Source organism: Paenibacillus sp. EPM92, assembly GCF_016586185.1.
GTDB lineage: Bacteria > Bacillota > Bacilli > Paenibacillales > NBRC-103111 > Paenibacillus_G > Paenibacillus_G validus.
Map to the genome: position 1 here is coordinate 1 of NZ_BCPS01000007.1, position 24,607 is coordinate 24,607.

Consider the following 24,607-nt stretch of genomic DNA (forward strand, 5'->3'; position numbering starts at 1 on the left):
TATTAAATGAAGTTCTCTATATCAAACTGTTTATAAAATAATAACAGTTAGATCGCAAAAAAGTTACTTTTTGCTGGCTTGAACACGCACACGCTCGAGCACATCGCTAATTTTGAGCTGCTCCAAGTATGTCATCATGCGCTCTTCCGCCTCGGAAAAAATCCCATCCATCACATCGGCCATGTTGCAGGCGATCATGCAGTCCTCTTCCTCATCGCCCGAACACCAGGAAGGCTTGATCGAACCTATAGAGGTGATGCAATAAATTTCCGCCAGCGACACTTCATCCGGGTCGCACGCCAGCGTGTAACCGCCGCCGCTGCCCTCTTTGGTCACCACATAACCGGCTTTCCTCAGAAAGCTCAATACTTTGCGAACCCGAGCCGGATGGGTACCTACATTATCCGCGATATACTCGCTGGTTGCGGAGCGGTCGGAGCGATAGGCGAGCAGTACCAAGCTATGCACTGCAATCGTGAATTCGCTGTTCATGCCGCCGTCCCCCTCCTGCTTCGTATACTGTAATTATATTTATAACAGATACTATTGTCAACCCTTTGCCTGTCCCTCCTATTTTGCATGGTCGCTTCCGATGTTATACACCCCTTTGCAAGCAAAGAACCGTCACGTTTCTAAAAAGAAAGGTGACGGTTCTCATGAGTCATTATTTAATTTCGTAAATTTTGAACAATTCGTCCAGCATCAGGTTGGCCGCTTTAACGCCGCCCGCCGTATTCCAGATCGCGTCGTTCACTTTATATGCTTTGCCGTTCTTTACGGCGTTCAAGTTTTTCCAGAGCGGATCGTTAGTCCAATCCTTCTCTTGCTGATTTCCTTTGTCATCGCCGGTTTCATAAGTAAAGTAGAAGATGATATCGCCGTCAGCTTCAGGAAGACGCTCTTTTGTAATTTCTTCGACGAACGTATCTTTCGCTTTTACCGTCGTACGGGCAATGCCCATTTGATTGAAGATGATGCCCGTAAACGTATCGGACAAATAAATTCTCGTTTTGCCCGCCATAAAGCGCACAACGGACACTTTCTGCTGCAGCTTGTCGCCGGCTTTCGCCTTGAATTCCTCAGTACGTTTGTCGAAAGCGGCGATCACTTTCTCGCCTTCTTCCTTCTTGCCTACCGTTTCGGCATACAAACGGTAATTGCTCTTCCACTCGCCGCGCAGCGTTTCGGAGAACACGGTCGGAGCGATCGCTTTAAGCTGCTCGTAAATTTTTTCTTGACGCATCTTGTTCCCGATGATCAGGTCCGGCTTCAGTGAAGCGATCAGCTCGATGTTCGGCTGTCCCTCTTCACCCAGCACCGTAACGCCTTCCATGTCGGCCTTAATGTGGTCGTACCACGGGTTGCCGGTAAACGACTTAACCGCGCCGACCGGCTTAATGCCAAGCGACAACAGCGCTTCTGTTCCTTCGTTTGTCAGGATGACGACGCGTTTAGGGTTAGCCGGCACTTCCGTTTCGCCCATCGCGTGTTTCACTTTATGAGGAGCAGCAGCAGGCGTTGCCGTTTCCGTCTTCCCTCCTGCAGTATTGTTCGTTTCCGCAGGAGCAGCCGGTTTCGTGCCGCAGGCGGACAGAACGAGTCCTACCATTAGAATGACGGCAAGCAGCGTCATCGATTTGGCTTGAATAAATGTCTTCATGTTACGTGTAAACCCCCCGTTTGATGATCAATGATGGTTTTAGCGGAAAAGAATGATAATCATTATCATCTTTGCCTCGTTTATCGTAATCGTTCCTTCATTCGTTGTCAATAAAAATTTTGATAATGATTCTCAAAATCATTGACTTACGAGAACCATTCTCATAAAATGAGACATAGCCTCCATTATCGATTTTATTAATTATTCATTATATGCATTAAAGGAAGCGGGCCAGACATTCATGCAAACCTACTTACATACGACAACATTTCGCATTATCGGACTACTCGCAGCTATTGCGCTGCTCGCCCTGGCCATGCTGGCCAGCGTGAAATACGGCGTCACCACTTATTCATGGGAACGCATCGTCTCCTCGTTCACCGCCTACACGGAAACCAACGATAATCTGATTATTCGCTCATCCCGTATCCCACGATCGCTTATTGCCGCGATCGTCGGCGGCAGCCTGGCGGTAGCCGGTGCGCTGATGCAGGCCATCACCCGCAACCCGCTCGCCTCACCCAGCCTGTTCGGCGTGAATGCCGGAGCTTCGTTCGCCATCGTACTATGCGTCGCTTTCTTCAATGTATCCGGTTTAGTAGCCTTCACGTGGATTGCGTTTCTTGGTGCAGCGGTCAGCTCGGTGCTCGTGTATCTGCTCGGTTCCATCGGCCGCGACGGGATGACTCCAATTAAGATCACGCTCGCCGGCTCGGCTATATCCGCATTCTTTTTCTCCCTGACGCAAGGGATCCTGCTCGCCAACGGCAAAGCTTTCGACCAGGTGTTGTTCTGGCTTGTCGGTTCGGTGTCGGGTCGTACGATGGACATGTTGACGGCCGTTCTCCCGTACATCGCCGTCGCTATGATCGGAGCGCTTGTGCTGGCGCCCCATATGAACGTGCTGTCGATGGGCGACGACGTGGCCAAAGGCTTGGGCCAACGCACCGTCTTGATCAAAGCGGCTGCGGCCGTCGTCATCGTGCTGCTGGCCGGCGGCTCCGTCGCCGTTGCCGGCCCGATTCTGTTTATCGGCGTTATCATTCCGCATATTGTGCGTTTCCTGATTGGCATCGATCATCGCTGGGTCATCCCGTATTGCGCCGTACTTGGCGCCTTGCTTCTCGTTACCGCAGACTTGGGAGCGAGATATATCGCCATGCCGACCGAGGTGCACGTTGGCGTCACCACCGCTTTAATGGGCGTGCCTTTTGTCGTTTACATCGCGCGCAAGGGAGGACTACTTCGATGAACAGCTCGCGCAGCCGCTACATTACCTTACGCAGCAGCTTTTACTCGTTCCTGATTCACCGGAAAGCGCTTGTCGCCGGCCTGCTGCTCCTCGTGGCAACCGTTGCTGTGATGATTTTATGCACAGGAATCGGAAGCCTGTACATTGCCCCCGGCGAAGTCATTCGCTCGGTATTCGGTTACGGGACGGACTCGAATGAACTCATTATCCGATCGCTTCGTCTGCCTCGAATCATCACAGCCGTTCTGATCGGAGCGTCGCTGGCCGTCTCCGGTGCGATTCTGCAAGGGGTCGTACGCAATCCGTTGACGTCGCCGGACAATATCGGCATCACCGGCGGCGCCGTGCTTGGCGCTGTTTCGTTCTTCTTCTTTTTCGCCGAACGCTTAAGCATTCATTGGCTTCCGCTGTTCGCCATTATCGGCGCGTTGGCCGCAACCCTGCTCATCTACACGCTCTCTTGGAAGAAGGGCGTCTCGCCGCTGAGACTCGTCTTAATCGGCATTACGATGACTGCAGCCATGAACTCGATCTCTTATATGATGATGATTATGGGTCCCGTCGTTCTCGCCAACCAATCACTGACGTTTATGACCGGCAGCATCTACGGCGTCTCCTGGGAAAAGGCTGTAACGCCCCTCTTCCCATGGGTGCTCGTACTGATGCCGATTCTGTTCTTTCTTGCGCGACACGTTAACGTCCAGGAGCTTGGCGAAGACGTCGCCCGCAGCGTCGGCAGCAGCGTGCAGCGCCAACGGTTGTTGCTGATCTTGCTGAGCGTAGCGCTCGGCGGCACAGCAATCGCCTTTGGTGGCGCGATTACCTTCATCGGCCTGATGGCTCCGCATATGGCGCGACGCCTCGTCGGTCCGAGCTTCGGCGCCCTGCTGCCCGTCTCGGCGCTGATTGGCGCGATTCTGCTGCTGCTTGCCGACTTGGCCGGACGTACGATCGCCCCGCCGCTCGATATTCCTGCCGGCGTGTTCACCGCCAGCGTCGGCGCGCCTTTATTCATTTTCTTATTGTACCGTAACCGTAACAGTAACCGATAAAGCCTATAAACGGCAATCCCATTAACCAAAGGAGCGATCCCGATGACCGCCATTCAATCCAACGAACTCTGCCTAAGCTACGGGGATACCCGCATCTTCGAGAGCCTCAACCTGAGTTTGCCAAAAGGAAAAATCACCGTCTTCATCGGCAGCAATGGCTGCGGCAAGTCGACCCTGCTGCGTTCCCTCGCCCGGCTGCTGAAGCCGCAAAAGGGTCAGGTCGTATTGGACGGCAGCGACATCGCTTCCTTAGCTACCAAAGAGATTGCGCGCCGCATGGCGATTCTTCCGCAAGGCCCCGCCGCTCCGGATGGACTAACGGTGCTTCAGCTCGTAAAGCAAGGCCGTTACCCTTACCAGAACTGGCTGCAGCAGTGGTCGAAGGAAGACGAAACGATGGTGCAGCGTGCCCTGGAGCTCACCCACATGACGCCGCTTGCCGACCGTACGGTTGACTCGTTATCGGGCGGACAGCGCCAGCGCGCTTGGATTGCCATGACATTGGCACAGGGAACGCCCACCATCCTGCTCGACGAGCCGACGACTTATCTCGATTTGGCACACCAAATCGAAGTGCTCGATCTGCTGCATCAATTGAACGAACAGGAGCAGCGGACGATTGTGATGGTGCTGCACGACATCAACCTCGCGTGCCGGTACGCTCACAACATCGTCGCCATTAAGAACGGCAAGGTGTGCGCCGAAGGACGGCCTCAAGATATTGTCGACGAATCGTTGATCGCGACCGTGTTCGATCTCGATTGCCGGGTGATCCAAGACCCGTTGTTCGGTACGCCGATGGTCGTACCTTTCGGCCGGGGCAAGCAGCCCGTTTTCCAAGACTTCGTCCCCGATGCTGCCGTGACCGCAGCTTCAGCCGCCGCGACAGCGGCCGTGCGGGAAGAACAACCGGTTTAAACAGCATTTCCTCCGCCACATAATCTGCATCGCTTGTTGGGCAAGCTAAGGGTAATCGTGGAAGGAGGGCTGCGTCATGACGTTGGCCGATTACGCGAATCAATATTGGCTTTCTGCGCTGCTCATTACAGGAACCGTCATCGCCGGTATTTGCGTCTATAAGTATTGGGATAAAATCGTGATCAAAGGCAGCGGAAGAAAGTAGCCGCCCGCCTATACAAAAAGCCGGAGTCGGAAGGAATTGTCCTTCTGCTCCGGCTTTTGACTTCTATTTGAGTTACACGAGCGCTTTCTTCGCAATGTCCGTACGGTAGTGCTTGCCTTCGAAACGAATCCGGTCGGCTGCGGCATACGCTTTGGCACGGGCCTCCGCAATGTTCGATCCGAGCGCCGTCACGCCGATGACGCGGCCGCCGTTCGTGACGAGCTGTCCGCCTTGAACCGCTGTGCCGGCGTGAAACACGAGCGCATCCGGTTCGTTCTCCGCGTCCTCGAGCCCTTCGATCGGAAGTCCTTTCGGATACGCCGCCGGATATCCCGGCGAAGCGAGGATGACGCATACGGCGGCCTCGTCGCTCCATTGGATATCCATTTGATCCAGACAGCCGTTGACCGTGGCGAGGAAAATATCCAGCAAATCGGTTTTCAACCGCGGCAGCACGACCTGCGTTTCAGGATCTCCGAAGCGCGCGTTGAATTCGATAGTTTTCGGACCTTCCGGCGTAAGCATCAATCCCGCGAACAGCACGCCGCGGAATGGGCGTCCTTCGGCCACCATCGCTTTCGCCGTCGGTTTAATGATCGTTTCGATCGCCTCGTCGATGATCGATTGCGGGATATGCGGCAGAGGAGAATACGTACCCATCCCGCCTGTATTTGGACCCTGGTCGTTGTCATAAACGGCCTTATGATCCTGAGCAGCCGCCATCGGACGCACCACCTCGCCATCGACGAAGGAAAGAATGGACATCTCCTGGCCCGTCAGGAACTCTTCGATGACGACCTGGTTGCCTGACTCGCCGAACACTTTCGCGACCATAATGTCTTGAAGCGCTTGATCCGCTTCTTCGATCGATTGCGCGATAATGACGCCTTTACCTGCCGCGAGGCCGTCGGCCTTGATGACATAAGGCGCACGCAATTGGTTTAAATAAGCCCGTGCCGGCTCGTACGAATCGAACGATTCGTACGCTGCGGTCGGGATGTCGTACTTTTTGAGCAGCTGCTTGGTGAACACTTTACTGCCCTCAATAATAGCGGCGTTCTGGCGCGGTCCGTAAACCGTCAACCCTTTCGCTTCCAAATGATCGACGATGCCTTCGGCCAAAGGATCATCCGGTCCGATGACGACTAAGTCAATCGTATGATCGATCGCGAATTGCGCGATCTCTTCAAACTTGTTAACCGGAATCGGCACGCACTCCGCCACTTGGGCGATACCGCCGTTACCCGGCGCACAGTACAGCTCCTTCACCTTCGGGCTTTTTTTCAGCGCCCAACAAATTGCATGCTCGCGGCCGCCGCCGCCCACTACCAATATCCGCATCTGGCTACGCTCCCCTTAGTGTTTAAAATGGCGCACGCCCGTCATCACCATAGCGATGCCGTGCTCATTCGCGACGCGGATCGATTCTTCGTCCTTGATCGAGCCGCCCGGCTGAATCACCGCGGTGATGCCTGCTTTAGCCGCAAGCTCCAGCGTATCGCCCATCGGGAAGAACGCATCGGAGGCGAGCACGGACCCTTGCGCTTTGTCCCCGGCTTGCTCGATGGCGATTTTGGCTGCGCCGACACGGTTCATTTGACCGGCGCCTACACCGATCGTCATGTCGTCCGCCGCGAGCACGATCGCATTGGACTTCACATGCTTCACAACCTTCCAAGCGAACAACAGCTGCTTCAGCTCGGCCTCGGTCGGTTGACGTTCCGTCACGATTCGCAGATCCGCTTCAGTGAGCTGGTAAGCGTCGCTGTCCTGCACCAGCATGCCGCCTTCGACGGTCGTGATGATGGCTTCCGCTTTTTTCGCCCCGCTGATGTCGCCGACTTGCAGCAGTCGAATATTTTTCTTTTGCTTCAGGATGTCGAGCGCTTCTTGGCTGAAATCCGGCGCGATGACGATTTCAAGGAAAATTTCATGAAGCAAGAGCGCCGTTTCCTTGCCGATGGTCCGGTTCGCCGCAACGATGCCGCCGAAGATCGAGACCGGGTCGGCTGCATAAGCTTTTTGGTAGGCTTCGTGAATGTCGGTGCCGATACCGACGCCGCAAGGGTTCATATGTTTAACCGCAACAACGGCCGGTTCGCTGAATTCTTTAACGATTTGCAGCGCCGTGTTTGCATCGTTGATGTTGTTATAAGACAGCTCCTTGCCATGCAGCTGTTCGGCCGTCGTAATGTTACCGGACGGAGCGAGCGGCTTACGGTAGAACGCCGCTTTCTGATGCGGGTTCTCGCCATAGCGAAGGTCTTGTACTTTCTCGTAAGTGACGGTGAGCTTCTCCGGCAGCGGTTCGCCTGTTTGCTTCGCCAAGTAATCGGAGATGAGCGCGTCGTAAGCCGCCGTGTGGCGGAATACTTTGCCTGCGAGGCGCTTGCGCGTATCCAGTGTCGTATCGCCTGCGGCTTTGACTTCTTCCAGGACGGCCGAATAATCGCCAGCATCGACGACAACGGTCACGAACGCATGGTTTTTCGCCGCCGAACGCAGCATCGTCGGTCCGCCGATATCGATGTTCTCGATCGCATCCTCATAGGTAACATCCGGTTTCGCGATCGTTTCGGCGAACGGATACAGGTTGACGACCACAAGGTCGATGTAGTCGAGACCAAGCTCTTTCATCGCCGCTTGATGCTCTTCGCTGTCGCGAATCGCCAGCAGTCCGCTATGTACGGCGGGGTGCAGCGTTTTGACGCGTCCATCCAGAATTTCAGGGAACCCCGTTACTTCGGAGATGCCGATAACCGGCACGCCCTTCTCTTTGAGCAGCGATTGCGTGCCGCCTGTCGAAATGATTTGCACGCCCAGTTTGGCGAGTTCGCCAGCAAACTCCACAATGCCGGTTTTGTCCGAGACGCTGATTAATGCTCTTCTAATAGCCACGTTGGTTGGTGCCTCCCTCATCGTATAAGTTCTTCCATAAATGGCACGCGTGCGAACGCCCAAGTGCCCTTTTTCCCGTTCTTTGTCTACTGCTCTTTTCCGCTCTTGATTTCTCTTTGACCGCACCTGGCTGCCCGGGCGATCTACGCTTCCAAGACGCGCTCGACATGCCGTCCGTTCAATCGCACCTTGCCATCGCGAATCCAGCCGATCACCTGCGGATACAACTTGTGCTCGATGCGGTGTACCCGCTCCGCGACCGTTTCTTCCGTATCTCCCGGCTGAATCTCCAGCGCCGCCTGAGCGATGATCGGTCCCGTATCCATGCCGCCGTCTACAAAGTGAACGGTTACCCCCGTCACCTTCACCCCATAGTCAAGCGCCTGACCGATTGCATTCACCCCTGGAAAAGCAGGCAGCAGCGACGGATGCACATTAATCAACCGCCCGTAGAACGGCTTGACCAACACGCTTGTGATCAACCGCATATAACCGGCCATCACGATTAAATCGACTTGCTTCTCCTGCAGCTGCGCCAATATTTCTTGCTCGTAGTGCTCGCGCGACTCGTAATCCTTCGGCCGGAACGCATGCACCGGCACGCCGGCCGCCTGCGCCCGTTCCACGACCTTCGCCTTCGGCCGGTCGCAAACCAAAAGCTCGATGCGAACATCGAGCTGCCCTGCTTTCACCGCATCTGCGATCGCTTGGAAGTTGCTCCCGCTGCCTGATGCAAATACGGCGATTCGAAATGGTGACGAACTCATACGTCCGCCCCGTTAAACGTCACCACTCGCGTACCCGCCGTCACGCGTCCGAGCGTGTAGGCCTTCTCGCCGTGCTGTTCAAACAGAGACGCCGCCTTCGCCGCATCCTCCTCCGACACGATGACCACCATCCCGATCCCCATGTTAAAGGTACGGAACATGTCGTTATGGCTGATGCCGCCCTCGCGCTGCATCAATTCGAAGATCGGCAGAATCGGCCAGGAGCCGTAGTCGATTTCCACGTTCACGCCTTCCGGCAGCACGCGCGGAATGTTTTCCAGGAAACCGCCGCCTGTAATATGCGCCATTCCTTTGATCGGCACTTCGTTCAGGACGTTGAGCACCGGTTTGACATAAATTTTCGTCGGCGCAAGCAGCGTATCGCCGAGGGGTTCCCCGAGCGCGTCGATCGTGTCGTGCAGGCTGTAGCCTTTCTGTTCAAGCAGCAGCTTACGCACCAGTGAGAACCCGTTCGAATGCACGCCGCTTGAAGCAAGACCCAGCACGACGTCGCCCGGCTTGATCGTGCTTCCATCAATGATCTTCTTCTTGTCGACGATTCCAACCGTAAAGCCGGCAATGTCATACTCGCCTTCGCTGTACATACCCGGCATCTCTGCCGTTTCGCCGCCGATTAGCGCCGCGCCTGCTTGTACGCAGCCGTCGCTGATGCCTTTGACGATAGCCTCGATTTTTTCGGGAATGACTTTATCGCAAGCCAGATAGTCGAGGAAGAAGAGCGGCTCCGCGCCCTGCACGATAATATCGTTCACGCACATGGCTACCGCGTCGACGCCAATCGTGTCGTGCTTGTCCATCGCGAACGCGATCTTCAGCTTCGTGCCGACGCCGTCCGTTCCGGATACGAGCACCGGCTCCTCGTATTTCTCCTTATTCAGGCCGAACAGCGCGCCGAAGCCGCCGAGATCCGTCAGCACCTCGGGACGGAATGTCGTCTTCACGTGCTTTTTCATGCGTTCAACCGCTTCATTGCCGGCAGCGATGTCGACCCCGGCTTGTTTATATGCATCGGACACTTCGTTTTTCCTCCTCAGAATGGGAATGACCTTCGCTCCTGGAGAACGTATGGCTTTGGCTTGCATATACACGCTGTTTCCCTCCGGCCGCTCTTGAAAATGAGTTCCTCAGGCTTACCTTGCGGCAAGAACTCATTTTCAAAGGCAGCTCCGCGTTTTCCTGCGGGAAAACGGCTTCGGAAGCTTATATCCGGTAACGTGCATCAACCTTCGCCTCCGCCTACCCCAAGCTCGAACAGCCAAAGTCAAAAGATTTGCGCAGGAACCTGCGCGGGGATAAAGGGAACGGCGGCCGGCCATGCGGCGGCGACCGCTCTAAGCTCCATATTGTTAAGCCGTTAATGGGGCCATACGGCCTCCAGCCCTTTTTCCGTGCTCTTTAGCCCTACAGTACAGGCTTCTGGATGCCTTATTTTCATAATTTCCGCCGACTGCTTCGGGGAAGAAGACTGACAAGGGTTCTTCAGCAAGGAACGAACTTCCGGAACCTTCTCCCTAGTCGCAGCCGCAGCCGAGAGCGGCCTCATCCGGCACCGGCGTCGGGTAGTGATTGTCGAAACAGGCGGTACAGTGACCGCGGTTATACTCGCCGTTCGGACGTCCGATCGCGGCCAGCAGCCCGTCCTTCGTCAAGAAATGCAGCGAGTCGGCGTTGATCGCCTGGCGAATCTCTTCCACCGATTTCACCGCCGCGATCAGCTCTTGACGGCTCGGCGTATCAATCCCGTAGAAGCACGGGTTGGCGAACGGCGGCGAGCTGATGCGCACGTGCACTTCGGACGCGCCCGCTTCGCGAAGCAGGTTCACGATGCGAAGCGAAGTCGTGCCGCGCACGATCGAATCGTCGATCATGACGACGCGTTTGCCTTCCACGATGCTGCGCACCGCAGACAACTTCATCTTCACGCCCTGCTCGCGCAGCTCTTGGCTAGGCTGGATAAAGGTCCGGCCGGTATAGCGGTTTTTGATCAAGCCGAGCTCGTACGGAATGCCCGTCTGCTCCGCATACCCGATGGCTGCCGAAATCGAAGAATCCGGCACGCCCGTTACTACATCCGCGTCCACGAACGCTTCCATCGCAAGCTGACGGCCCATCCGCTTACGGGCGGAGTGGATGTTCGTCTCGTCAATGTCGCTGTCCGGACGCGCGAAGTAGATGTATTCCATCGCGCAGATCGCGCGCTGCTTAACCGGCGAGAACCGGTCATACGTCACCGCGCCCGTCTTCAAATCCAGAATCAGCAGCTCGCCCGGCTCGATATCCCGTTCGAACTTGCCGCCGACAGCGTCGAACGCACAGGACTCGGAGGCGAACAATCGCGCCGTCCCCAGCCGCCCCATCACGAACGGACGCAAGCCGTGCGAATCACGAGCCACGATGAGCTTATCCCGCGTCTGAAACAGGAACGCGAACGCGCCTTCCACCTGCAGCAGCGCATCCTTCACGGCCAGCACGATGTCGTCATGCTTCGAGCGGGCGATCAAGTGCGCCACAACCTCGGTATCGCTCGTCGTCTGGAAGATCGAGCCCTCGCGCTCCAGACGCTTCTTGATGTCCGGCGCATTCGTCAAATTACCGTTCGTCGCAATCGCCAGATCGCCCTCGCGGTATTTGAAGACGAGCGGCTGCGCGTTCGCGAGCTTGCTCTCCCCCGACGTCGAGTAGCGCACGTGCCCGATCGCACAGGTACCGCTCAACGTCGCGAGGTTTTCGTTGTTGAATACTTCCTTCACAAGTCCCATGCCCCGGTGGTAGTTGAACGACTCCCCGCCGGTTACGCTGATGCCCGCGCTCTCCTGCCCCCGATGCTGAAGCGCATGAAGGCCGTAATAGGACAAGGAAGCGGCCTCCACATGTCCGAACACCCCGAACACGCCGCACTCCTCGCGCAATTTGTCGAACAAGCCGTCATGGCTGTTGATGCCTTCGTTATAAAAGTTCCCGGTCCAGAGCTGCCGCACAGCTCCGGTCCCGTTCACTTTAACTCCTGCTCCTTGTCCGCCGACGATCAGTTCATCAGACATGGAATCGCATCCTTCCAAACCTTTTCTAGTTGTGTTACAGATGCATCGATGGCCGAAACGCCATTCACCGAAACTTCCAGCTTCTCGCCGCCGACCGTACCTAATACTTGTACCGGCACGCCCCGCGATACCAACAGCTTCTCAAGCTCGCCGGCTTTATCCGCCGAAGCGCTGAGCAGAATCCGCGATTGGCTTTCGCTGAACAGCGCGATATCCGCACGCAGTTCGCTCGCGAAGTTAACCTTCGCCCCGATACGGCCGCTCATGCAGCTTTCCGCCAATGCGACAGCCAGGCCGCCGTCGGACAAGTCATGCGCCGAAGCGACAAGTCCGCTTTGGATCGCGCTGAGCACCGCATCCAGCAAAACTTTCTCTTCGTCCAAATCGATCGCGGGAGGACGTCCTTCCGTCACGCCGTGTACGACGTACTGGAACTCGCTGCCGCCCAGCTCCGCTTTTGTGTTGCCCAGCAGCAGGACGACGTCGCCCTCGCGCTTAAAGCCTTGCGTCGTAATATGATCGACGTCGTGCACCAAGCCGACCATGCCGACGACCGGCGTCGGGTAAATCGCGCCTTTGGCGTTCTCGTTGTACAAGCTGACGTTACCGCCGATCACCGGCGCATTCAGCTTGCGGCAAGCTTCCGCCATCCCGTCGACCGCTTTCTCCAGCTGCCAGAAAATTTCCGGCTTCTCCGGGCTGCCGAAGTTCAGGTTGTCCGTAATCGCGAGCGGCTCGGCGCCGGAGCACACATTGTTGCGCGCCGCTTCCGCGACGGCGATGCGTCCGCCTACTTCCGGATCCAAATACACGTAACGGCCGTTGCAATCGGTCGACATCGACAATGCCTTGCGGGAGCCGCGAATCGTAACGACCGCCGCATCGGAACCCGGCTGAACCGCCGTGCTCGTGCGCACCATGTAATCGTATTGGTTATAAACCCATTCTTTGCTCGCAACCGTAGGAGACGCCAGCACCTTCAGCAAAGCGCCGTTCAAGTCCGTCACTTCGGCATAACGCGTCGTATCGACGGAAGCATTCGCCTCGTAGTACGCAGGCACCGCCGAAGGCTTATGGTACATCGGGCACTCGTCGACCAGCGCCGTAACCGGCATGTTGCCGACCAGCTCGCCCTTATGGTACAGCTTCAGGTTGCCGTCGTCCGTTACTTTACCGACCTTCGCGCAGTGCAGGCCCCAACGCTCGAAAATCGCTTTTGCCTGAGCTTCATGCTCCGGCTTAACAACGAACAGCATGCGCTCCTGCGATTCGGACAGCATCATCTCGTAAGGCGTCATGCCTTCCTCGCGCTGCGGCACCTCATCCAAATATAATTCCATGCCGTTGCCGGCTTTACTTGCCATCTCCGCGCTCGAGCAGGTCAAGCCCGCGGCGCCCATATCTTGAATCCCGACGACGATACCGGAATTGATCAAATCCAGACAAGCTTCAAGCACGAGCTTCTCCATGAAAGGATCGCCCACCTGCACGGCCGAACGCTTGGATTCGGATTCCGCCGTCAAGTCCTCGGATGCGAACGTCGCGCCGTGAATGCCGTCGCGGCCCGTTGCCGGTCCGACATAGAACACCGGGTTGCCGACGCCTTTGGCCACACCCTTCTGGATTTTGTCATGGTCGATGAGGCCCACGCACATCGCGTTAACGAGCGGGTTGCCTTCGTAGCTCTCGTCGAACATGATCTCGCCGCCGACCGTCGGAATGCCGATACAGTTGCCGTAACCGGCAATCCCCGACACGACATGCTCGAACAAATATTTCACGCGGTCGTTCGTCAACCGTCCGAACCGCAAGCTATTCAGAACCGCAACCGGACGCGCGCCCATGGAGAAAATATCGCGGATAATCCCGCCCACACCCGTCGCTGCGCCTTGGTAAGGCTCTACCGCGGAAGGATGGTTATGACTTTCAATCTTGAATACAACCGCCTGATTGTCGCCGATATCGACGATCCCGGCGCCTTCGCCGGGCCCCATCAGAACGCGCGGGCCGGTGGTCGGAAACTTTTTCAGCACAACCTTGGAATTTTTATAGGAACAGTGTTCAGACCACATGACGCTGAACACGCCGATTTCTACATAATTCGGTTTACGGCCGAGGAATCCGCAGATTTTCTCATACTCCGCATCCGATACGCCGAACTGCTTGTACACCTTCTGCTCTTCGATTTGCTGAGCCGTTGGCTCCTTAGCCGATAGCTGCTGCGCCATGCTTTTCCCTCCAAGTGCTCAAAATCGATGTAAACATGCGGCGGCCGTCCGCCGAACCCAGAATCTCGCTGATCGCCCGCTCCGGATGCGGCATCATGCCGAGCACGTTGCCTTCTTTGTTGCAGATGCCCGCGATATCTTCAACGGAACCGTTCGGGTTGTTGCCCGCTTCGTAACGGAACACAATTTGGTTGTTCGCTTTCAGCTCTGCCAGCGTGGCGTCGTCACAGTAGTAGTTGCCTTCGCCGTGCGCGATCGGGATGTCGATGAGCTCTCCCTGCGCATATTCTTTCGTGAACGGCGTATCCGCGTTCTCCACTTGCAGCAAAGCCGAATGACAGCGGAACTTCATCGAGTTGTTGCGCAGCAGCGCTCCCGGGAGAAGTCCGGCTTCCGTCAAAATTTGAAAACCGTTGCAGATGCCCAGCACGTATTTGCCTTGAGCCGCCGCTTCCACCAGCGCATTCATAACCGGCGCAAAACGGGCGATCGCTCCGCAGCGCAGGTAGTCGCCGTAAGAAAACCCTCCGGGTACGAGAATGCAATCGTATTTCGACAAATCCGTTTCCGTATGCCACACATAATCAACAGGCTGTCCGATAGTGTCCTCTACCGCTTTGTAGCAGTCGATGTCACAGTTGGAGCCGGGAAATACCAGTACCGCGAAATTCATCGCCTTCGCTCCTCCTTTTGGTTAAGCCTGAACCAGCTCGAAACGGTAATCTTCGATGACCGTGTTCGCAAGCAGCTTCTCGCACATCGCTTTCAAGCGCTCCTCGGCCGCCGCGCGGTCGTTCGTGTTCAGTTCCACTTCCAAATACTTGCCGATCCGCACTTTGCTTACCTCGTCGAAGCCCATCGTGTGCAGTGCGCCTTGCACGGCGGTTCCCTGCACATCCAGTACGCTTTGCTTAATTGTTACATACACGGTCGCTTTAAACATCGAAAAAAGTACCTCCCGCAAAATGGTTTAATGTCGCTTGCGCGTCTATTCTTTAGCCCTGCACCAAACGGTTGTAAATATCACGGTAACGCCGGCTCGTCTCTTCCACCACGTGCGGCGGCAGCGGGTCCGGCTCGCTGTTCTTATCCCAATCCGTTCCGGACAAATACGTCCGAACCGGTTCTTTATCCATCCCGTCGATCTCGATATCGAGCTCGTACTTCGTCTTGTCCCAGAATCTCGAAGAATCCGGAGTGAAAATTTCATCGATAAGAATAATTTCGCCGTCAATTAGACCGAATTCAAACTTCGTATCCGCCAAAATGATGCCCCGCTCCGCGCAAAACGCATGCGCGAATTCGTACAGCCGGATGCTCTTCTCCTGCAGCTGCTCGGTCAATTCCGCACCCACGAGCTCTTTCATCCGCTCGATCGAAATGTCCTCGTCGTGGCCGACGTCGTTCTTCGCCGCGGGGGTGAAGAGCGGCTGCGGGAACCGCTCGTTCTTGCGCATCCCTTCCGGCAGCTTGTGGCCGTTCACTTCGCCCGACTTCTGGTACTGACGCCAGCCGCCGCCGGTAATATACCCGCGCACGACGCATTCGATGTCGATCCGCTCCGCTTTCTTCGTAACCATGAAGCGGTCCTTCATCACATCCGCATCCGTGATGATATCGCCCAAACGCTCCACATCCGCATGCACGACATGGTTCGGCTGAATGGCCGCCGTCTGCTCGAACCAGAACTTGCTGAGCGAGTTCAGCACGTTTCCCTTATCCGGCACGGCCGGGCTTAACACCCAGTCGAACGCGGAAATCCGGTCGGTGACCGCAATCAGGAAGTGCTCGCCGAGATCGTACAGCTCCCGCACTTTGCCCTTATATAAAAGCGGCGCCTTGACATACTCTTGCGCGCTCGAAATCGCCGTTGTTGCCTTCTCTCCCATGACGTGAATGGCCTCCCTTTTAGCTTAAGCCGAGACGGCGGAAAATCGTATCGACATGCTTCAAATGCCAGCTCGGATTAAACGCATCCTCAATCTCTTCCACGCTCAGCGCCTCCGTAATCGCCGGCGTGCTCAGCACGATCTCGCGGAACGAACGCTGCTCTTCCCACGCCTGCATGGCGCGCGGCTGCACGGTGTCGTACGCTTGCTCGCGGCTGAAGCCCTTGTCGATCAGCTTCGTCATGACGCGGCCGGAGAACGGCACGCCGTACGTGCTTTGCATATTCCGTTTCATGTTCTCAGGGAACACGGTCAAGTTCTTCACGATGTTGCCCAGACGGTTCAGCATGTAGTTCAGAAGAATCGTCGCATCCGGCAAAATAACTCGCTCCACCGAGGAATGCGAAATATCGCGCTCATGCCACAGCGTCACATTCTCGTAAGCGGAGATCATGTGGCCGCGGATGACGCGAGCCAGACCCGAGATGCTCTCGCAGCCGATCGGGTTGCGCTTGTGCGGCATGGCCGACGAGCCCTTCTGGCCTTTCGCGAACGGTTCTTCGACTTCGCGGAATTCGCTCTTCTGCAAAGCGCGGATTTCCGTCGCGAACTTGTCCAGCGACGTAGCGATCAGTGCCAGCGTCGCCATGTATTCCGCGTGGCGGTCGCGCTGCAGCGTCTGCGTCGAGATCGGAGCAGGCTTCGTGCCGAGCTTGCCGCAGACGTATTCTTCGACGAACGGATCGATGTTGGCGTATGTACCGACCGCGCCGGAAATTTTGCCGAACTGCACGCCGTCCGCCGCAAAGCGGAAACGCTCCAGGTTACGCTTCATTTCTTCATACCAAAGCGCCATTTTCAAACCGAACGTCGTCGGCTCCGCATGCACCCCGTGCGTGCGTCCCATCATCGGCGTGTCTTTATAGGCAATCGCTTTTTCCTTCACGATTTCGATGAAGTTCACGATGTCTTTTTCCAAAATGTCGTTCGCTTGCTTCAGCAGGTAGCCGAGCGCCGTGTCAACGACGTCCGTCGACGTCAAGCCGTAATGCACCCATTTGCGCTCCGGGCCAACCTTCTCGGATACCGCGCGGGTGAAGGCGATCACGTCGTGACGCGTCTCCTGCTCGATTTCGTAAATGCGGTCGATGTCGAAGCTGGCGTTCTTGCGCAGCTCAGCAACGTCTTCCTTCGGAATGACGCCGAGTTCCGCCCACGCCTCACAGGACAAGATTTCCACTTCCAGCCAAGCCTTGAATTTATTCTCTTCCGTCCAAATCGCGCCCATTTCAGGCCGGGTATAACGATCGATCATGTTTGTTTCTCCATCCCTCTATTTTTTATTAGATTCCCATATATTTGAAGCCTCTATCCAGCGAAATGCCGCTTCCGGCGACGCCGTCAGCAAATTGACATGCCCCATCTTGCGTCCTTGCTTCGCTTCCTGCTTGCCGTATAAGTGCAGCTTCGCCGTCACGCCAGCCACTTCCCGCTCCGACTCGGGCTTTACGATCCACGCGAGCAGCGGCTCCACGTGCTCGCCAAGCACATTCGCCATCACGACCGGCTGCATGAGCGCCGGATCGCCGAGCGGCAAATTGCAGATCGCGCGCACATGCTGCTCGAACTGCGACGTCCGGCACGCCTCCATCGTATAGTGGCCGGAGTTGTGTGGCCGCGGCGCCAGCTCGTTGACGAACAGCTCGCCGTCTTCCGTGAGGAACATCTCGACCGCGATCAGGCCGATGACGTCGAGCCCTTCCGCGATTTGCACCGCCATCCGTTCCGCCCGCTCCAGTACGTCCGCCGGCACTCGTGCCGGTACGATGGATACGTGCAGGATGTTGTTCACATGCTCGTTCTCCGCCGCAGGGAACGCCCGCACCTCGCCGCGCGGGCTGCGTGCGGCAATGACGGATATTTCCTTCGCGAAACGAATAAACTGTTCCAGCACAAGCTCGGTCTTGGCCCGGCTTAACGTTGCGTAGGCTTCCTCGATCTCCTCCGCCGAGCGGATGACCCACTGGCCCTTCCCATCGTAGCCGCCTGTCGCCGTCTTCAGCACGCACGGCGTGCCGAACCGGCCGACCGCCTCCCGCAGCTGTTCCACGCTGCCGATCTCCGCATACGGCGCCACTTTCACGCCAGCCGCTTCGATCGCCCGCTTCTCCCGCAGCCGGTGCTGCGTCGTATAAAGCAGCCTGCTGCCCTGCGGAACGTATGATTCGTTCATCAGCAGCTCCGTCACGCTCGCATCCACGTTCTCGAACTCATAGGTAATGACGTCCGACAGCTCCGCAAGCTTCCGTGCCGCCTCTATGTCATCGTACCCTGCTACGATCTGCTTGTCCGCCACTTGTCCGCACGGCGCGTCCGGCGTTGGATCGAGCGTAGCGAAGCGATAGCCCATCGCCCGCCCGGCAAGCGCCAGCATCCGTCCGAGCTGCCCGCCCCCGAGCACGCCGATCGTCGCGCCCGGCGTCAGCACCTTGTCCGGATCGTACGGCTTCTCCCGCACTGTTCTTTCCGTCATTCCAGCACGCTCTTTTCTATCACCGTTTGCGCAACGCGCTCCCGTCGTTCCACAATCCGCCGCTGCAGCTCCGGATCGAAAGCGCCAAGCACCTGTGCCGCATACAGCCCCGCATTCGTTGCGCCCGCTTGTCCGATCGACATCGTGCCGACCGGCACGCCGCCAGGCATCTGCACGATGGAGTACAGCGAATCGAGCCCGCTCAGCGTGGACGACTTCACCGGAACGCCGATCACCGGCACCACCGTCTTTGCCGCCACCATTCCCGGCAAATGCGCGGCGCCGCCCGCGCCCGCAATAATGATCTTCAGCCCTCGTTCCACCGCCGTCTCGGCGTACTCGAACATCAAATCGGGCGTTCGGTGCGCGGAGACGACTTTTTTCTCGTAAGGGACTCCGAGCTCGTCAAGCACGCTGCAAGCATGCTTCATCGTTTCCCAATCGGATTGACTGCCCATAATGACACCCACAAGCACAGACATGGTAACCTCCGTTGTCGATTTATCGCTAACAAATAAAAAACGCCCTTCGGATAGATACTGAACTTATAGTGCAGTCTATCGGCAGGACGACAAGAAATACCCCTAAGCGCAAGTTAAGGCCTGGCACAGAACATGCCGACCTCTTCATGAACACTTACTCGTAGTCCAAAAATTTAAGGTTTTCGGGTAGATACTTTCGGGCCATATTCCCGACGATATACGAGACTATTTAACTAACTTTCCTCAAGCTCTTTCACTTCCTTAGTTTAGCAGGCTTTAACACACCGTGTCAACTAGAAAACACGAACATTCCATTATATTAATGAAAAATAGTTCGCTTTTCACGCAATGTTCATGCCATGTTCCTCATTAAAAAACAACGGCGCCAGTTGAATCCCGGCACCGTCATTCCCACTATTTCCCACGTAAGTGTATGCAAAAGGCATATTCATGAAGTCCGGCTCCAGTCATGAACATCCATTCATCCATCATTGGCCTCCTCCCTGCGGGCTCCTGATTTGAATTTCGCAAGCTCCGCCATGCCCTGCCGTACTTCTTCCCGCGATAACCCTCCGTCTTCCAGCTGCAATGTCGAATCCGTCAGCCAGCGCTCGTACATCTCCATGCCGATGTCCAGTACGCGTGAAAGCCGCTCGTTCCATGCATCCCCCTTCACTTCATCGATCCAGTGAAAAAGCGCATCTTCCGCCTTAGCAAGCCGTCCTGTCTCATCATAATAAGGAACAAGCAGTTCGAGCTGGGAGGCCTCCATGCCCGATCGACCGATCAATTCCAACGCAGTCTCGATCCTTCGCTCCGTTTCCTCGCGCAAGTCCGCACTTTCCTCCATCTTACGAATCGTCAGCAGCAGCTCAAGCCATTTTAGCGCCTCGGCCTTTCCGGCCTGTATCTGCCCTTCCTGCTGCAGTACCTTGACACGGGCCAACAGCAGGTCTGAGGCTGCGAGCGCCTTCCCGATATCCGGATGTCCGCCAGGCGAGAGGAGCACCAGCAAATCTTTCACCGACAACGCCTGCAGCAGCTTGGAATCCAAACCGACGAGCTGCCTTAACGCATGGTTCAACAATTCCATACGCTCGTGGAACGATAACGCCTGTTTATGTAAAACTTTCATGACTACCCGAGCCGTCTGCTCGATGAGCTTCATTATATAATCGCGCTGATACATGTCTGATGCCTCCGTTTCTGTACAGATCGTCCTGCCCCCAAGTCTAGAGCGCAGATTGCAGGAACAGGTTTTTATTGTACCACCGATCCTGTTTCTGGACATCGATTCAGGCCGAAATTCATCGCGATTTACAATTACAGGAAGTGACTGGATGAATTTATGCATTGAACCATTACGGCAACCTATGGTAAGTTTTTAAAAGCCGAATCGAACAGTTCATTTTCTGAACGTACGGGGGACGCATCACATGGGGTGAATAATTGAGTTCCGCGATTGCCGCGGGCCAGCTTAGGGAAAATCCTCTTCCCGAACCCGACAACTAACCTCGGAGGCTGACAGGAGGGATACAATTGAATAAGAAATTCAAAAGCATGCTTCTTGCATGCAGCTTGATGTTGCCTGCGTTTTTGTCCGCAGCGCTGCCGGCACACGCCGCTCCGTTAAATCTGCCCACTGATATCAAGGTGCAGATCAACGACTCGCTGGTGCACTTCCCGGATGCCCAGCCGCTTCTGGACGGCAACTCGAAGCTTCATGTTCCTGCGCGGACAATCGCCGAAAAACTCGGCTATAAACTGACTTGGCAGCAGGAAGGCTCGCAAATTCACGTTGCGATCAGCAGCGGCGATACGACCTTATCGGTCACAACCGGGGAACAAGTCATCAGCGTTAATAACCAAACCGCTTCAATCGAACATCCGGTGAAAATGGTGAACGGCCGCGTCTACGTCCCGTTCCGTCTGCTTGCCGAAACGTTCGGCAAGACCACCCAATGGGATGCGAACAACCGGATCGCCATTCTCGGTACGGACGGCAAATACCACGCTCCGGCATGGTATCGTCCCAAGACGATCGCCAAAAATTATGTGAAAGTCATTGAAGCGAAGGCTACTGCCTATACCGCTGCTCCAAGCGAGAACGGTGGGTATGGCTCGCTGGATTATATGGGTAACACGCTGAAGCTCGGTACCATCGCTGTCGATCCGAACATCATTCCCCTCGGTTCCAAAGTGTATATCGAAGGATATAACTATGCAGGGCTCCCAACCGGCGGAATGTACGCAACGGCCACCGATGTCGGCGGTGCGATTAAAGGGAACAAAATCGACATCTTCGTTCCTGAAAGCCCGAGTCAAGCATCGCGGTTCGGCATTCAACAAGTGAAAGTGTACGTTCTCGGTTCTTAAGCAACCGTAAGCCCCCCACAACAGCAGCCTTTCGAGGCTGCTGTTTTTATTTGCCTGCCTTTGTTCGTGGATAGCACACTGCGTTTAGCCCGAAACTACAAGTAAATATCCCGGCGGAGGTGGTGTGACATGTTCAGGAAGGTTATGCTGCTGATGTTCTGCTTGCTGCTCTGCTGCACGACGGCGAGCGCCGCGGCGCCCGGCAGCGATGAAGTCGTCTGGAACGTGCAAACCGATCAGAAGCTGATCGCATTAACGTTCGATGACGGCCCCAATCCGGTTTATACGCCGCAGATTCTCGATATTCTTCGAGACTATCAGGCCAAGGGTACGTTCTTCGTACTCGGCAAACGGGTGCAGTTGTTTCCCGCCATCGCCATTCGCGAAGTGAACGAAGGACATGAAATTGCCAATCATACGTTCGACCATCATTATTTGAAAAATTATCCTCCCGACCGGTTGATTCAGGAAATTCGCCAAACGCAGGAGGTCATCTTTGATATTACGGAACAGATGCCGAACGTGTTTCGTCCTCCCGGAGGTTTTTATAACGACACGCTGCTCCATTCGATGAAAGAAGATAAGCTGACCGTCGTGATGTGGTCCTGGTATATGGATACGAAGGATTGGCGCAAGCCCGGCGTCGACAAAATCGTTCAGCAAGTGCTCGGGAACGTGCACAACGGCGACATCGTGTTGTTTCACGATTTGGAGGGGGATTGCACGCAAACGGTTGAAGCCTTGAAGCGGATTCTGCCGGAGCTTAAATCACGAGGCTATCAATTCGTAACCGTGTCCGATCTTATCGCGAAGACGCGGAAATAAACAAAGCCGGCCCACTGGTGCGTGAGGCCGGCTTTGCAATAGCATTGGCATGTACTTATTTTTAGTTTTCCATTATTACATAATTTATGATATTATAAATGAAGAAAAGCGTACATACGTTCCCGTCTGGAGTTGATACATGATGGCGACCGCCACCAAGGACCCGTATATCCGCAGCATCGAACTGCTTCGGGATAAAGTGCCTTCCTTCACCCGTTATCCGTTCCACCTTTCCGCTCTGCGTGATTTCTCCGGGTTAAAGCTTCATCCCAAAGTTACTTATATCATCGGAGAGAACGGAACCGGCAAATCGACGCTGCTGGAGGCGATTGCTATTGCCTGGGGTTTTAATCCCGAAGGCGGCACATTAAATTTTGCGTTTTCGACGCGTGATTCCCATTCGGAGCTTTATCGTTACATCCGCTTGGTTCGGGGCGTGACTAAACCGAGAGACGGATTCTTTTTTCGAGCTGAAACTTATTACAATTTGGCGACGAATATCGACCAATTGGATAGCGAATTTTCGTACGGAAGACGCATCATCGACTCCTATGGCGGCAAGTCGCTTCATGAGCAGTCGCACGGAGAGTCATTCTTCTCCGCATTCGTCCATCGTTTCGGAGGCAACGGTCTCTACATCTTGGATGAGCCTGAAGCCGCACTGTCGCCGTTGAAGCAAATGTCGATGCTTGCACGTATCCACACCCTCGTTGAGCAGAACTCCCAGTTCATCATCTCGACGCACTCGCCGATTCTGATGAGTTACCCGGACGCCGTTCATTATCAATTAACCCCGGACGGTTTACAAAAGACGACTTTGGAAGAAACCGAGCACTACTTGATCACGAAGCAATTTATGACGAATCGGGAACGCATGCTCCGTACTTTATTTGAAGACGAGGAGTAAAAAAACAGGCGCACGTACTCCGCCTGTTTGCTATTGCTGCGCTAGATCGGTTTGCCGTTCTTCTTATTATCGTAGCGGTGACTGCGATTATCCAAGGGTCCCGGGCTGCCGCCGACCGGCGGTTGGATTTGAACCGGTTCTTCCGTCGTCCGGGTACGATGCAAATTTGTCGCCGCCGCGGCATGCGTTCCTAGTTCCGCCAGCTCATTATTCGAATTGTTTCCTTGAATCGGACTCATAGCTGAATACCTCCTCTAGTTGAGTGTTATGCCATAGATGTAATGTAATCAGGGTTTAGTATGCCGCACAGCGGCACGGTTTCATCCGTCCGGCATCATTAAAAAACCCCCATCATAAAGTGGGGGCGGAGGACCGCAGCTTGGATCTTGTTTTACGTCCATAGGTTTGTTTATAAAATTTTGAAAACAACGTTTCGACCATTTCAATTTCCGATTCAGACAGATTCATGATGTCAAAATAATCTTGAGTTTCCTTATCGGAAGCAAACTCTTGCCATGTTAAGAAGCTATTATTTTGAACGGCTTGATTTAAGGCCGAGCTGATTTTCTTTTTGATGCCGCCTGTGCATAGCTTAAAATGGTCGGGCTTATAATACCGTTCTGACTTCACAATGTCCGGATTTATTTTTAGAAGCTCGCAGGCGTTCAATGCATCGTCCAGGGCCGAATGATGCTGCCCGACGAAAGGAATCTCCTTAGCTGCCAGCACTTGCTGTAATCCGCCATCAAAAAACCGGGACATATCGATCAAGCGTGTTAACCAATCCGAAGAGATCGCATGAATCTTACAGTCGACAAACAGACTGAAAAAGTCCGTACTTCCCCACGCTACGATTTTATAATCGACTCCACAGAAATCAATAAATTTGCCGATGACTTCCGGAAAAGGCGGGCTGGTGGTCAACACGTCCTTATCGATTTTGCAAAAATTCAAGGCGAATTGATTGATGGGGTACTTGGGATTGATATAACTTTGAAACGTATCGACGATCTGTAAATGTTCATTTAATTTAACTGCGCCAATTTCCAAGATCTCCATCGGATGGATAGCATAATGTTTTCTACCGTTAAACTCAAGATCGATCACAATGTACGGCAAGGTTTCACCCCATTTAGTTGTGCTGTGGGTTATTGTTTGTTTTTTTGAAGAAAAAAAGACCAGATCGACAACATGTCGAATCCTGGTCTTTTACGTTGCTTGGCGACGTTCTACTCTCCCAGGACCCTGCGGTCCAAGTACCATCGACGCTGGAAGGCTTAACGTTCGTGTTCGGGATGGGTACGCGTGGTTCCCTTCCGCCATCATCACCAAACGGATGTTGATGCTTCTGCCGCGAAACATCAGATCTTGCCATTCAAGGCGGCTTGCACCTTGAAAACTGGATACGAAACTCAGCATGCTGAATGCTTTGACTTCACTAAAGTGAAAGTCTTTTTGGATAAGCCCTCGACCGATTAGTATTCGTCAGCTCCACACGTTGCCGCGCTTCCACCCCGAACCTATCAACCTCGTCGTCTACAAGGGGTCTTACG

24 protein-coding genes, 2 rRNA genes and 2 riboswitches are annotated in these 24,607 nt (G+C 55.0%); of the genes, 7 read left to right on the plus strand and 19 right to left on the minus strand.

The annotated features are described in order from the left end of the window. Positions 1–63: 63 nt before the first annotated feature. Positions 64–492 (minus strand): RrF2 family transcriptional regulator, encoded by a 429-nt coding sequence (locus JMF85_RS01070; RefSeq protein ID WP_054798618.1) that lies wholly within the window; start codon positions 490–492, stop codon positions 64–66. A gap of 172 nt (positions 493–664) precedes the next feature. After that, positions 665–1,660: an ABC transporter substrate-binding protein gene (locus tag JMF85_RS01075; RefSeq protein ID WP_127608571.1), complete on the minus strand. Its 996-nt coding sequence runs from the start codon at positions 1,658–1,660 to the stop codon at positions 665–667. Positions 1,661–1,901: 241 nt separating this feature from the next. Between JMF85_RS01075 and JMF85_RS01080 the strand changes: the two genes are divergently transcribed. The 4 genes from JMF85_RS01080 (at position 1,902) to JMF85_RS28330 (ending at position 5,087) form a co-directional block, all read left to right on the plus strand. Then, entirely contained in the window at positions 1,902–2,912 is a 1,011-nt protein-coding gene (locus JMF85_RS01080; RefSeq protein WP_127608572.1) for a FecCD family ABC transporter permease, read from the plus strand. After that, positions 2,909–3,964 (plus strand): FecCD family ABC transporter permease, encoded by a 1,056-nt coding sequence (locus JMF85_RS01085; protein WP_127608573.1) that lies wholly within the window; start codon positions 2,909–2,911, stop codon positions 3,962–3,964. Before JMF85_RS01080 ends, JMF85_RS01085 begins: the two co-directional genes overlap by 4 nt. Before the next feature lie 42 nt (positions 3,965–4,006). Beyond that, positions 4,007–4,882, plus strand: coding sequence for an ABC transporter ATP-binding protein (locus JMF85_RS01090; protein WP_127608574.1), 876 nt, complete (start codon positions 4,007–4,009; stop codon positions 4,880–4,882). Positions 4,883–4,958: 76 nt separating this feature from the next. Further along, positions 4,959–5,087, plus strand: coding sequence for a hypothetical protein (locus tag JMF85_RS28330; RefSeq protein WP_258313533.1), 129 nt, complete (start codon positions 4,959–4,961; stop codon positions 5,085–5,087). A gap of 72 nt (positions 5,088–5,159) precedes the next feature. Here the strand turns inward: JMF85_RS28330 and purD are convergent, their stop codons facing one another. The 13 genes from purD to JMF85_RS01155 all read right to left on the minus strand — a co-directional run bounded on the left by purD (position 5,160) and on the right by JMF85_RS01155 (position 20,135). Further along, positions 5,160–6,428 (minus strand): phosphoribosylamine--glycine ligase, encoded by a 1,269-nt coding sequence (gene purD, locus JMF85_RS01095; protein ID WP_127608575.1) that lies wholly within the window; start codon positions 6,426–6,428, stop codon positions 5,160–5,162. A 15-nt stretch (positions 6,429–6,443) separates the two neighbouring features. After that, a complete protein-coding gene (purH, locus tag JMF85_RS01100) occupies positions 6,444–7,985 on the minus strand; it encodes a bifunctional phosphoribosylaminoimidazolecarboxamide formyltransferase/IMP cyclohydrolase (RefSeq protein WP_127608576.1) in 1,542 nt (513 codons plus the stop codon). Between the two features lie 143 nt (positions 7,986–8,128). Beyond that, entirely contained in the window at positions 8,129–8,752 is a 624-nt protein-coding gene (purN, locus tag JMF85_RS01105) for a phosphoribosylglycinamide formyltransferase (RefSeq protein WP_054798096.1), read from the minus strand. Further along, the gene (gene purM / locus JMF85_RS01110) at positions 8,749–9,789 is read right to left on the minus strand and encodes a phosphoribosylformylglycinamidine cyclo-ligase (RefSeq protein WP_127608577.1); all 1,041 of its coding nucleotides are present in this window, start codon (positions 9,787–9,789) and stop codon (positions 8,749–8,751) included. Before purM ends, purN begins: the two co-directional genes overlap by 4 nt. A gap of 495 nt (positions 9,790–10,284) precedes the next feature. Continuing rightward, a complete protein-coding gene (gene purF / locus JMF85_RS01115) occupies positions 10,285–11,814 on the minus strand; it encodes an amidophosphoribosyltransferase (RefSeq protein WP_127608578.1) in 1,530 nt (509 codons plus the stop codon). Then, the gene (purL, locus tag JMF85_RS01120; protein WP_141336444.1) at positions 11,799–14,042 is read right to left on the minus strand and encodes a phosphoribosylformylglycinamidine synthase subunit PurL; all 2,244 of its coding nucleotides are present in this window, start codon (positions 14,040–14,042) and stop codon (positions 11,799–11,801) included. Before purL ends, purF begins: the two co-directional genes overlap by 16 nt. Further along, entirely contained in the window at positions 14,020–14,715 is a 696-nt protein-coding gene (gene purQ / locus JMF85_RS01125) for a phosphoribosylformylglycinamidine synthase subunit PurQ (protein WP_127608580.1), read from the minus strand. Before purQ ends, purL begins: the two co-directional genes overlap by 23 nt. Positions 14,716–14,736: 21 nt before the next feature. Next, positions 14,737–14,985, minus strand: a complete 249-nt coding sequence (purS, locus tag JMF85_RS01130) for a phosphoribosylformylglycinamidine synthase subunit PurS (protein WP_155615466.1) — start codon at positions 14,983–14,985, stop codon at positions 14,737–14,739. A 52-nt stretch (positions 14,986–15,037) separates the two neighbouring features. Next, on the minus strand, positions 15,038–15,931 hold the full coding sequence (locus JMF85_RS01135; RefSeq protein WP_141336445.1) for a phosphoribosylaminoimidazolesuccinocarboxamide synthase: 894 nt from the start codon (positions 15,929–15,931) through the stop codon (positions 15,038–15,040). A 19-nt stretch (positions 15,932–15,950) separates the two neighbouring features. Then, entirely contained in the window at positions 15,951–17,246 is a 1,296-nt protein-coding gene (purB, locus tag JMF85_RS01140; RefSeq protein WP_054800265.1) for an adenylosuccinate lyase, read from the minus strand. Between the two features lie 18 nt (positions 17,247–17,264). Next, positions 17,265–18,464: a 5-(carboxyamino)imidazole ribonucleotide synthase gene (gene purK / locus JMF85_RS01145; protein WP_201317607.1), complete on the minus strand. Its 1,200-nt coding sequence runs from the start codon at positions 18,462–18,464 to the stop codon at positions 17,265–17,267. Then, positions 18,461–18,946: a 5-(carboxyamino)imidazole ribonucleotide mutase gene (purE, locus tag JMF85_RS01150; RefSeq protein ID WP_127608582.1), complete on the minus strand. Its 486-nt coding sequence runs from the start codon at positions 18,944–18,946 to the stop codon at positions 18,461–18,463. The genes purK and purE overlap by 4 nt, the downstream gene beginning before the upstream one ends. A 141-nt stretch (positions 18,947–19,087) precedes the next feature. Then, a riboswitch (purine riboswitch) is annotated at positions 19,088–19,189 on the minus strand. A gap of 238 nt (positions 19,190–19,427) precedes the next feature. Beyond that, a complete protein-coding gene (locus tag JMF85_RS01155; RefSeq protein ID WP_201317608.1) occupies positions 19,428–20,135 on the minus strand; it encodes a DUF6483 family protein in 708 nt (235 codons plus the stop codon). 190 nt (positions 20,136–20,325) lie between these two features. Then, positions 20,326–20,484, plus strand: a riboswitch (cyclic di-AMP (ydaO/yuaA leader). 1 nt (position 20,485) lies between these two features. Between JMF85_RS01155 and JMF85_RS01160 the strand changes: the two genes are divergently transcribed. From JMF85_RS01160 to JMF85_RS01170, 3 genes are all read left to right on the plus strand, one after another. After that, positions 20,486–21,322 carry a stalk domain-containing protein gene (locus JMF85_RS01160; protein ID WP_280531820.1) on the plus strand — a complete coding sequence of 279 codons (837 nt, stop codon included), beginning with the start codon at positions 20,486–20,488 and terminating at the stop codon, positions 21,320–21,322. A gap of 129 nt (positions 21,323–21,451) precedes the next feature. After that, positions 21,452–22,147: a polysaccharide deacetylase family protein gene (locus tag JMF85_RS01165; RefSeq protein ID WP_127608584.1), complete on the plus strand. Its 696-nt coding sequence runs from the start codon at positions 21,452–21,454 to the stop codon at positions 22,145–22,147. Between the two features lie 142 nt (positions 22,148–22,289). Further along, a complete protein-coding gene (locus tag JMF85_RS01170; RefSeq protein WP_127608592.1) occupies positions 22,290–23,054 on the plus strand; it encodes an AAA family ATPase in 765 nt (254 codons plus the stop codon). Positions 23,055–23,095: 41 nt separating this feature from the next. Here JMF85_RS01170 and JMF85_RS01175 read toward each other — a convergent pair whose 3' ends face one another. From JMF85_RS01175 to JMF85_RS01190, 4 genes are all read right to left on the minus strand, one after another. Beyond that, positions 23,096–23,293 (minus strand): hypothetical protein, encoded by a 198-nt coding sequence (locus JMF85_RS01175; protein WP_054798103.1) that lies wholly within the window; start codon positions 23,291–23,293, stop codon positions 23,096–23,098. Positions 23,294–23,405: 112 nt separating this feature from the next. Continuing rightward, a complete protein-coding gene (locus JMF85_RS01180) occupies positions 23,406–24,161 on the minus strand; it encodes a 3'-5' exonuclease (protein WP_201317609.1) in 756 nt (251 codons plus the stop codon). Between the two features lie 109 nt (positions 24,162–24,270). Continuing rightward, positions 24,271–24,387, minus strand: a 5S ribosomal RNA gene (gene rrf, locus JMF85_RS01185). A gap of 122 nt (positions 24,388–24,509) precedes the next feature. Next, positions 24,510–24,607, minus strand: a 23S ribosomal RNA gene (locus JMF85_RS01190); the annotation flags it as partial.

Coding starts and splice junctions, on each gene's coding strand:
- JMF85_RS01070 (WP_054798618.1), bottom strand. CDS start 492: ATGAACAGCGAATTCACGATTGCAGTGCATAGCTTGGTACTGCTCGCC.
- JMF85_RS01075 (WP_127608571.1), bottom strand. CDS start 1,660: ATGAAGACATTTATTCAAGCCAAATCGATGACGCTGCTTGCCGTCATT.
- JMF85_RS01080 (WP_127608572.1), top strand. CDS start 1,902: ATGCAAACCTACTTACATACGACAACATTTCGCATTATCGGACTACTC.
- JMF85_RS01085 (WP_127608573.1), top strand. CDS start 2,909: ATGAACAGCTCGCGCAGCCGCTACATTACCTTACGCAGCAGCTTTTAC.
- JMF85_RS01090 (WP_127608574.1), top strand. CDS start 4,007: ATGACCGCCATTCAATCCAACGAACTCTGCCTAAGCTACGGGGATACC.
- JMF85_RS28330 (WP_258313533.1), top strand. CDS start 4,959: ATGACGTTGGCCGATTACGCGAATCAATATTGGCTTTCTGCGCTGCTC.
- purD (WP_127608575.1), bottom strand. CDS start 6,428: ATGCGGATATTGGTAGTGGGCGGCGGCGGCCGCGAGCATGCAATTTGT.
- purN (WP_054798096.1), bottom strand. CDS start 8,752: ATGAGTTCGTCACCATTTCGAATCGCCGTATTTGCATCAGGCAGCGGG.
- purF (WP_127608578.1), bottom strand. CDS start 11,814: ATGTCTGATGAACTGATCGTCGGCGGACAAGGAGCAGGAGTTAAAGTG.
- purL (WP_141336444.1), bottom strand. CDS start 14,042: ATGGCGCAGCAGCTATCGGCTAAGGAGCCAACGGCTCAGCAAATCGAA.
- purQ (WP_127608580.1), bottom strand. CDS start 14,715: ATGAATTTCGCGGTACTGGTATTTCCCGGCTCCAACTGTGACATCGAC.
- purS (WP_155615466.1), bottom strand. CDS start 14,985: ATGTTTAAAGCGACCGTGTATGTAACAATTAAGCAAAGCGTACTGGAT.
- JMF85_RS01135 (WP_141336445.1), bottom strand. CDS start 15,931: ATGGGAGAGAAGGCAACAACGGCGATTTCGAGCGCGCAAGAGTATGTC.
- purB (WP_054800265.1), bottom strand. CDS start 17,246: ATGATCGATCGTTATACCCGGCCTGAAATGGGCGCGATTTGGACGGAA.
- purK (WP_201317607.1), bottom strand. CDS start 18,464: ATGACGGAAAGAACAGTGCGGGAGAAGCCGTACGATCCGGACAAGGTG.
- purE (WP_127608582.1), bottom strand. CDS start 18,946: ATGTCTGTGCTTGTGGGTGTCATTATGGGCAGTCAATCCGATTGGGAA.
- JMF85_RS01155 (WP_201317608.1), bottom strand. CDS start 20,135: ATGTATCAGCGCGATTATATAATGAAGCTCATCGAGCAGACGGCTCGG.
- JMF85_RS01165 (WP_127608584.1), top strand. CDS start 21,452: ATGTTCAGGAAGGTTATGCTGCTGATGTTCTGCTTGCTGCTCTGCTGC.
- JMF85_RS01170 (WP_127608592.1), top strand. CDS start 22,290: ATGGCGACCGCCACCAAGGACCCGTATATCCGCAGCATCGAACTGCTT.
- JMF85_RS01175 (WP_054798103.1), bottom strand. CDS start 23,293: ATGAGTCCGATTCAAGGAAACAATTCGAATAATGAGCTGGCGGAACTA.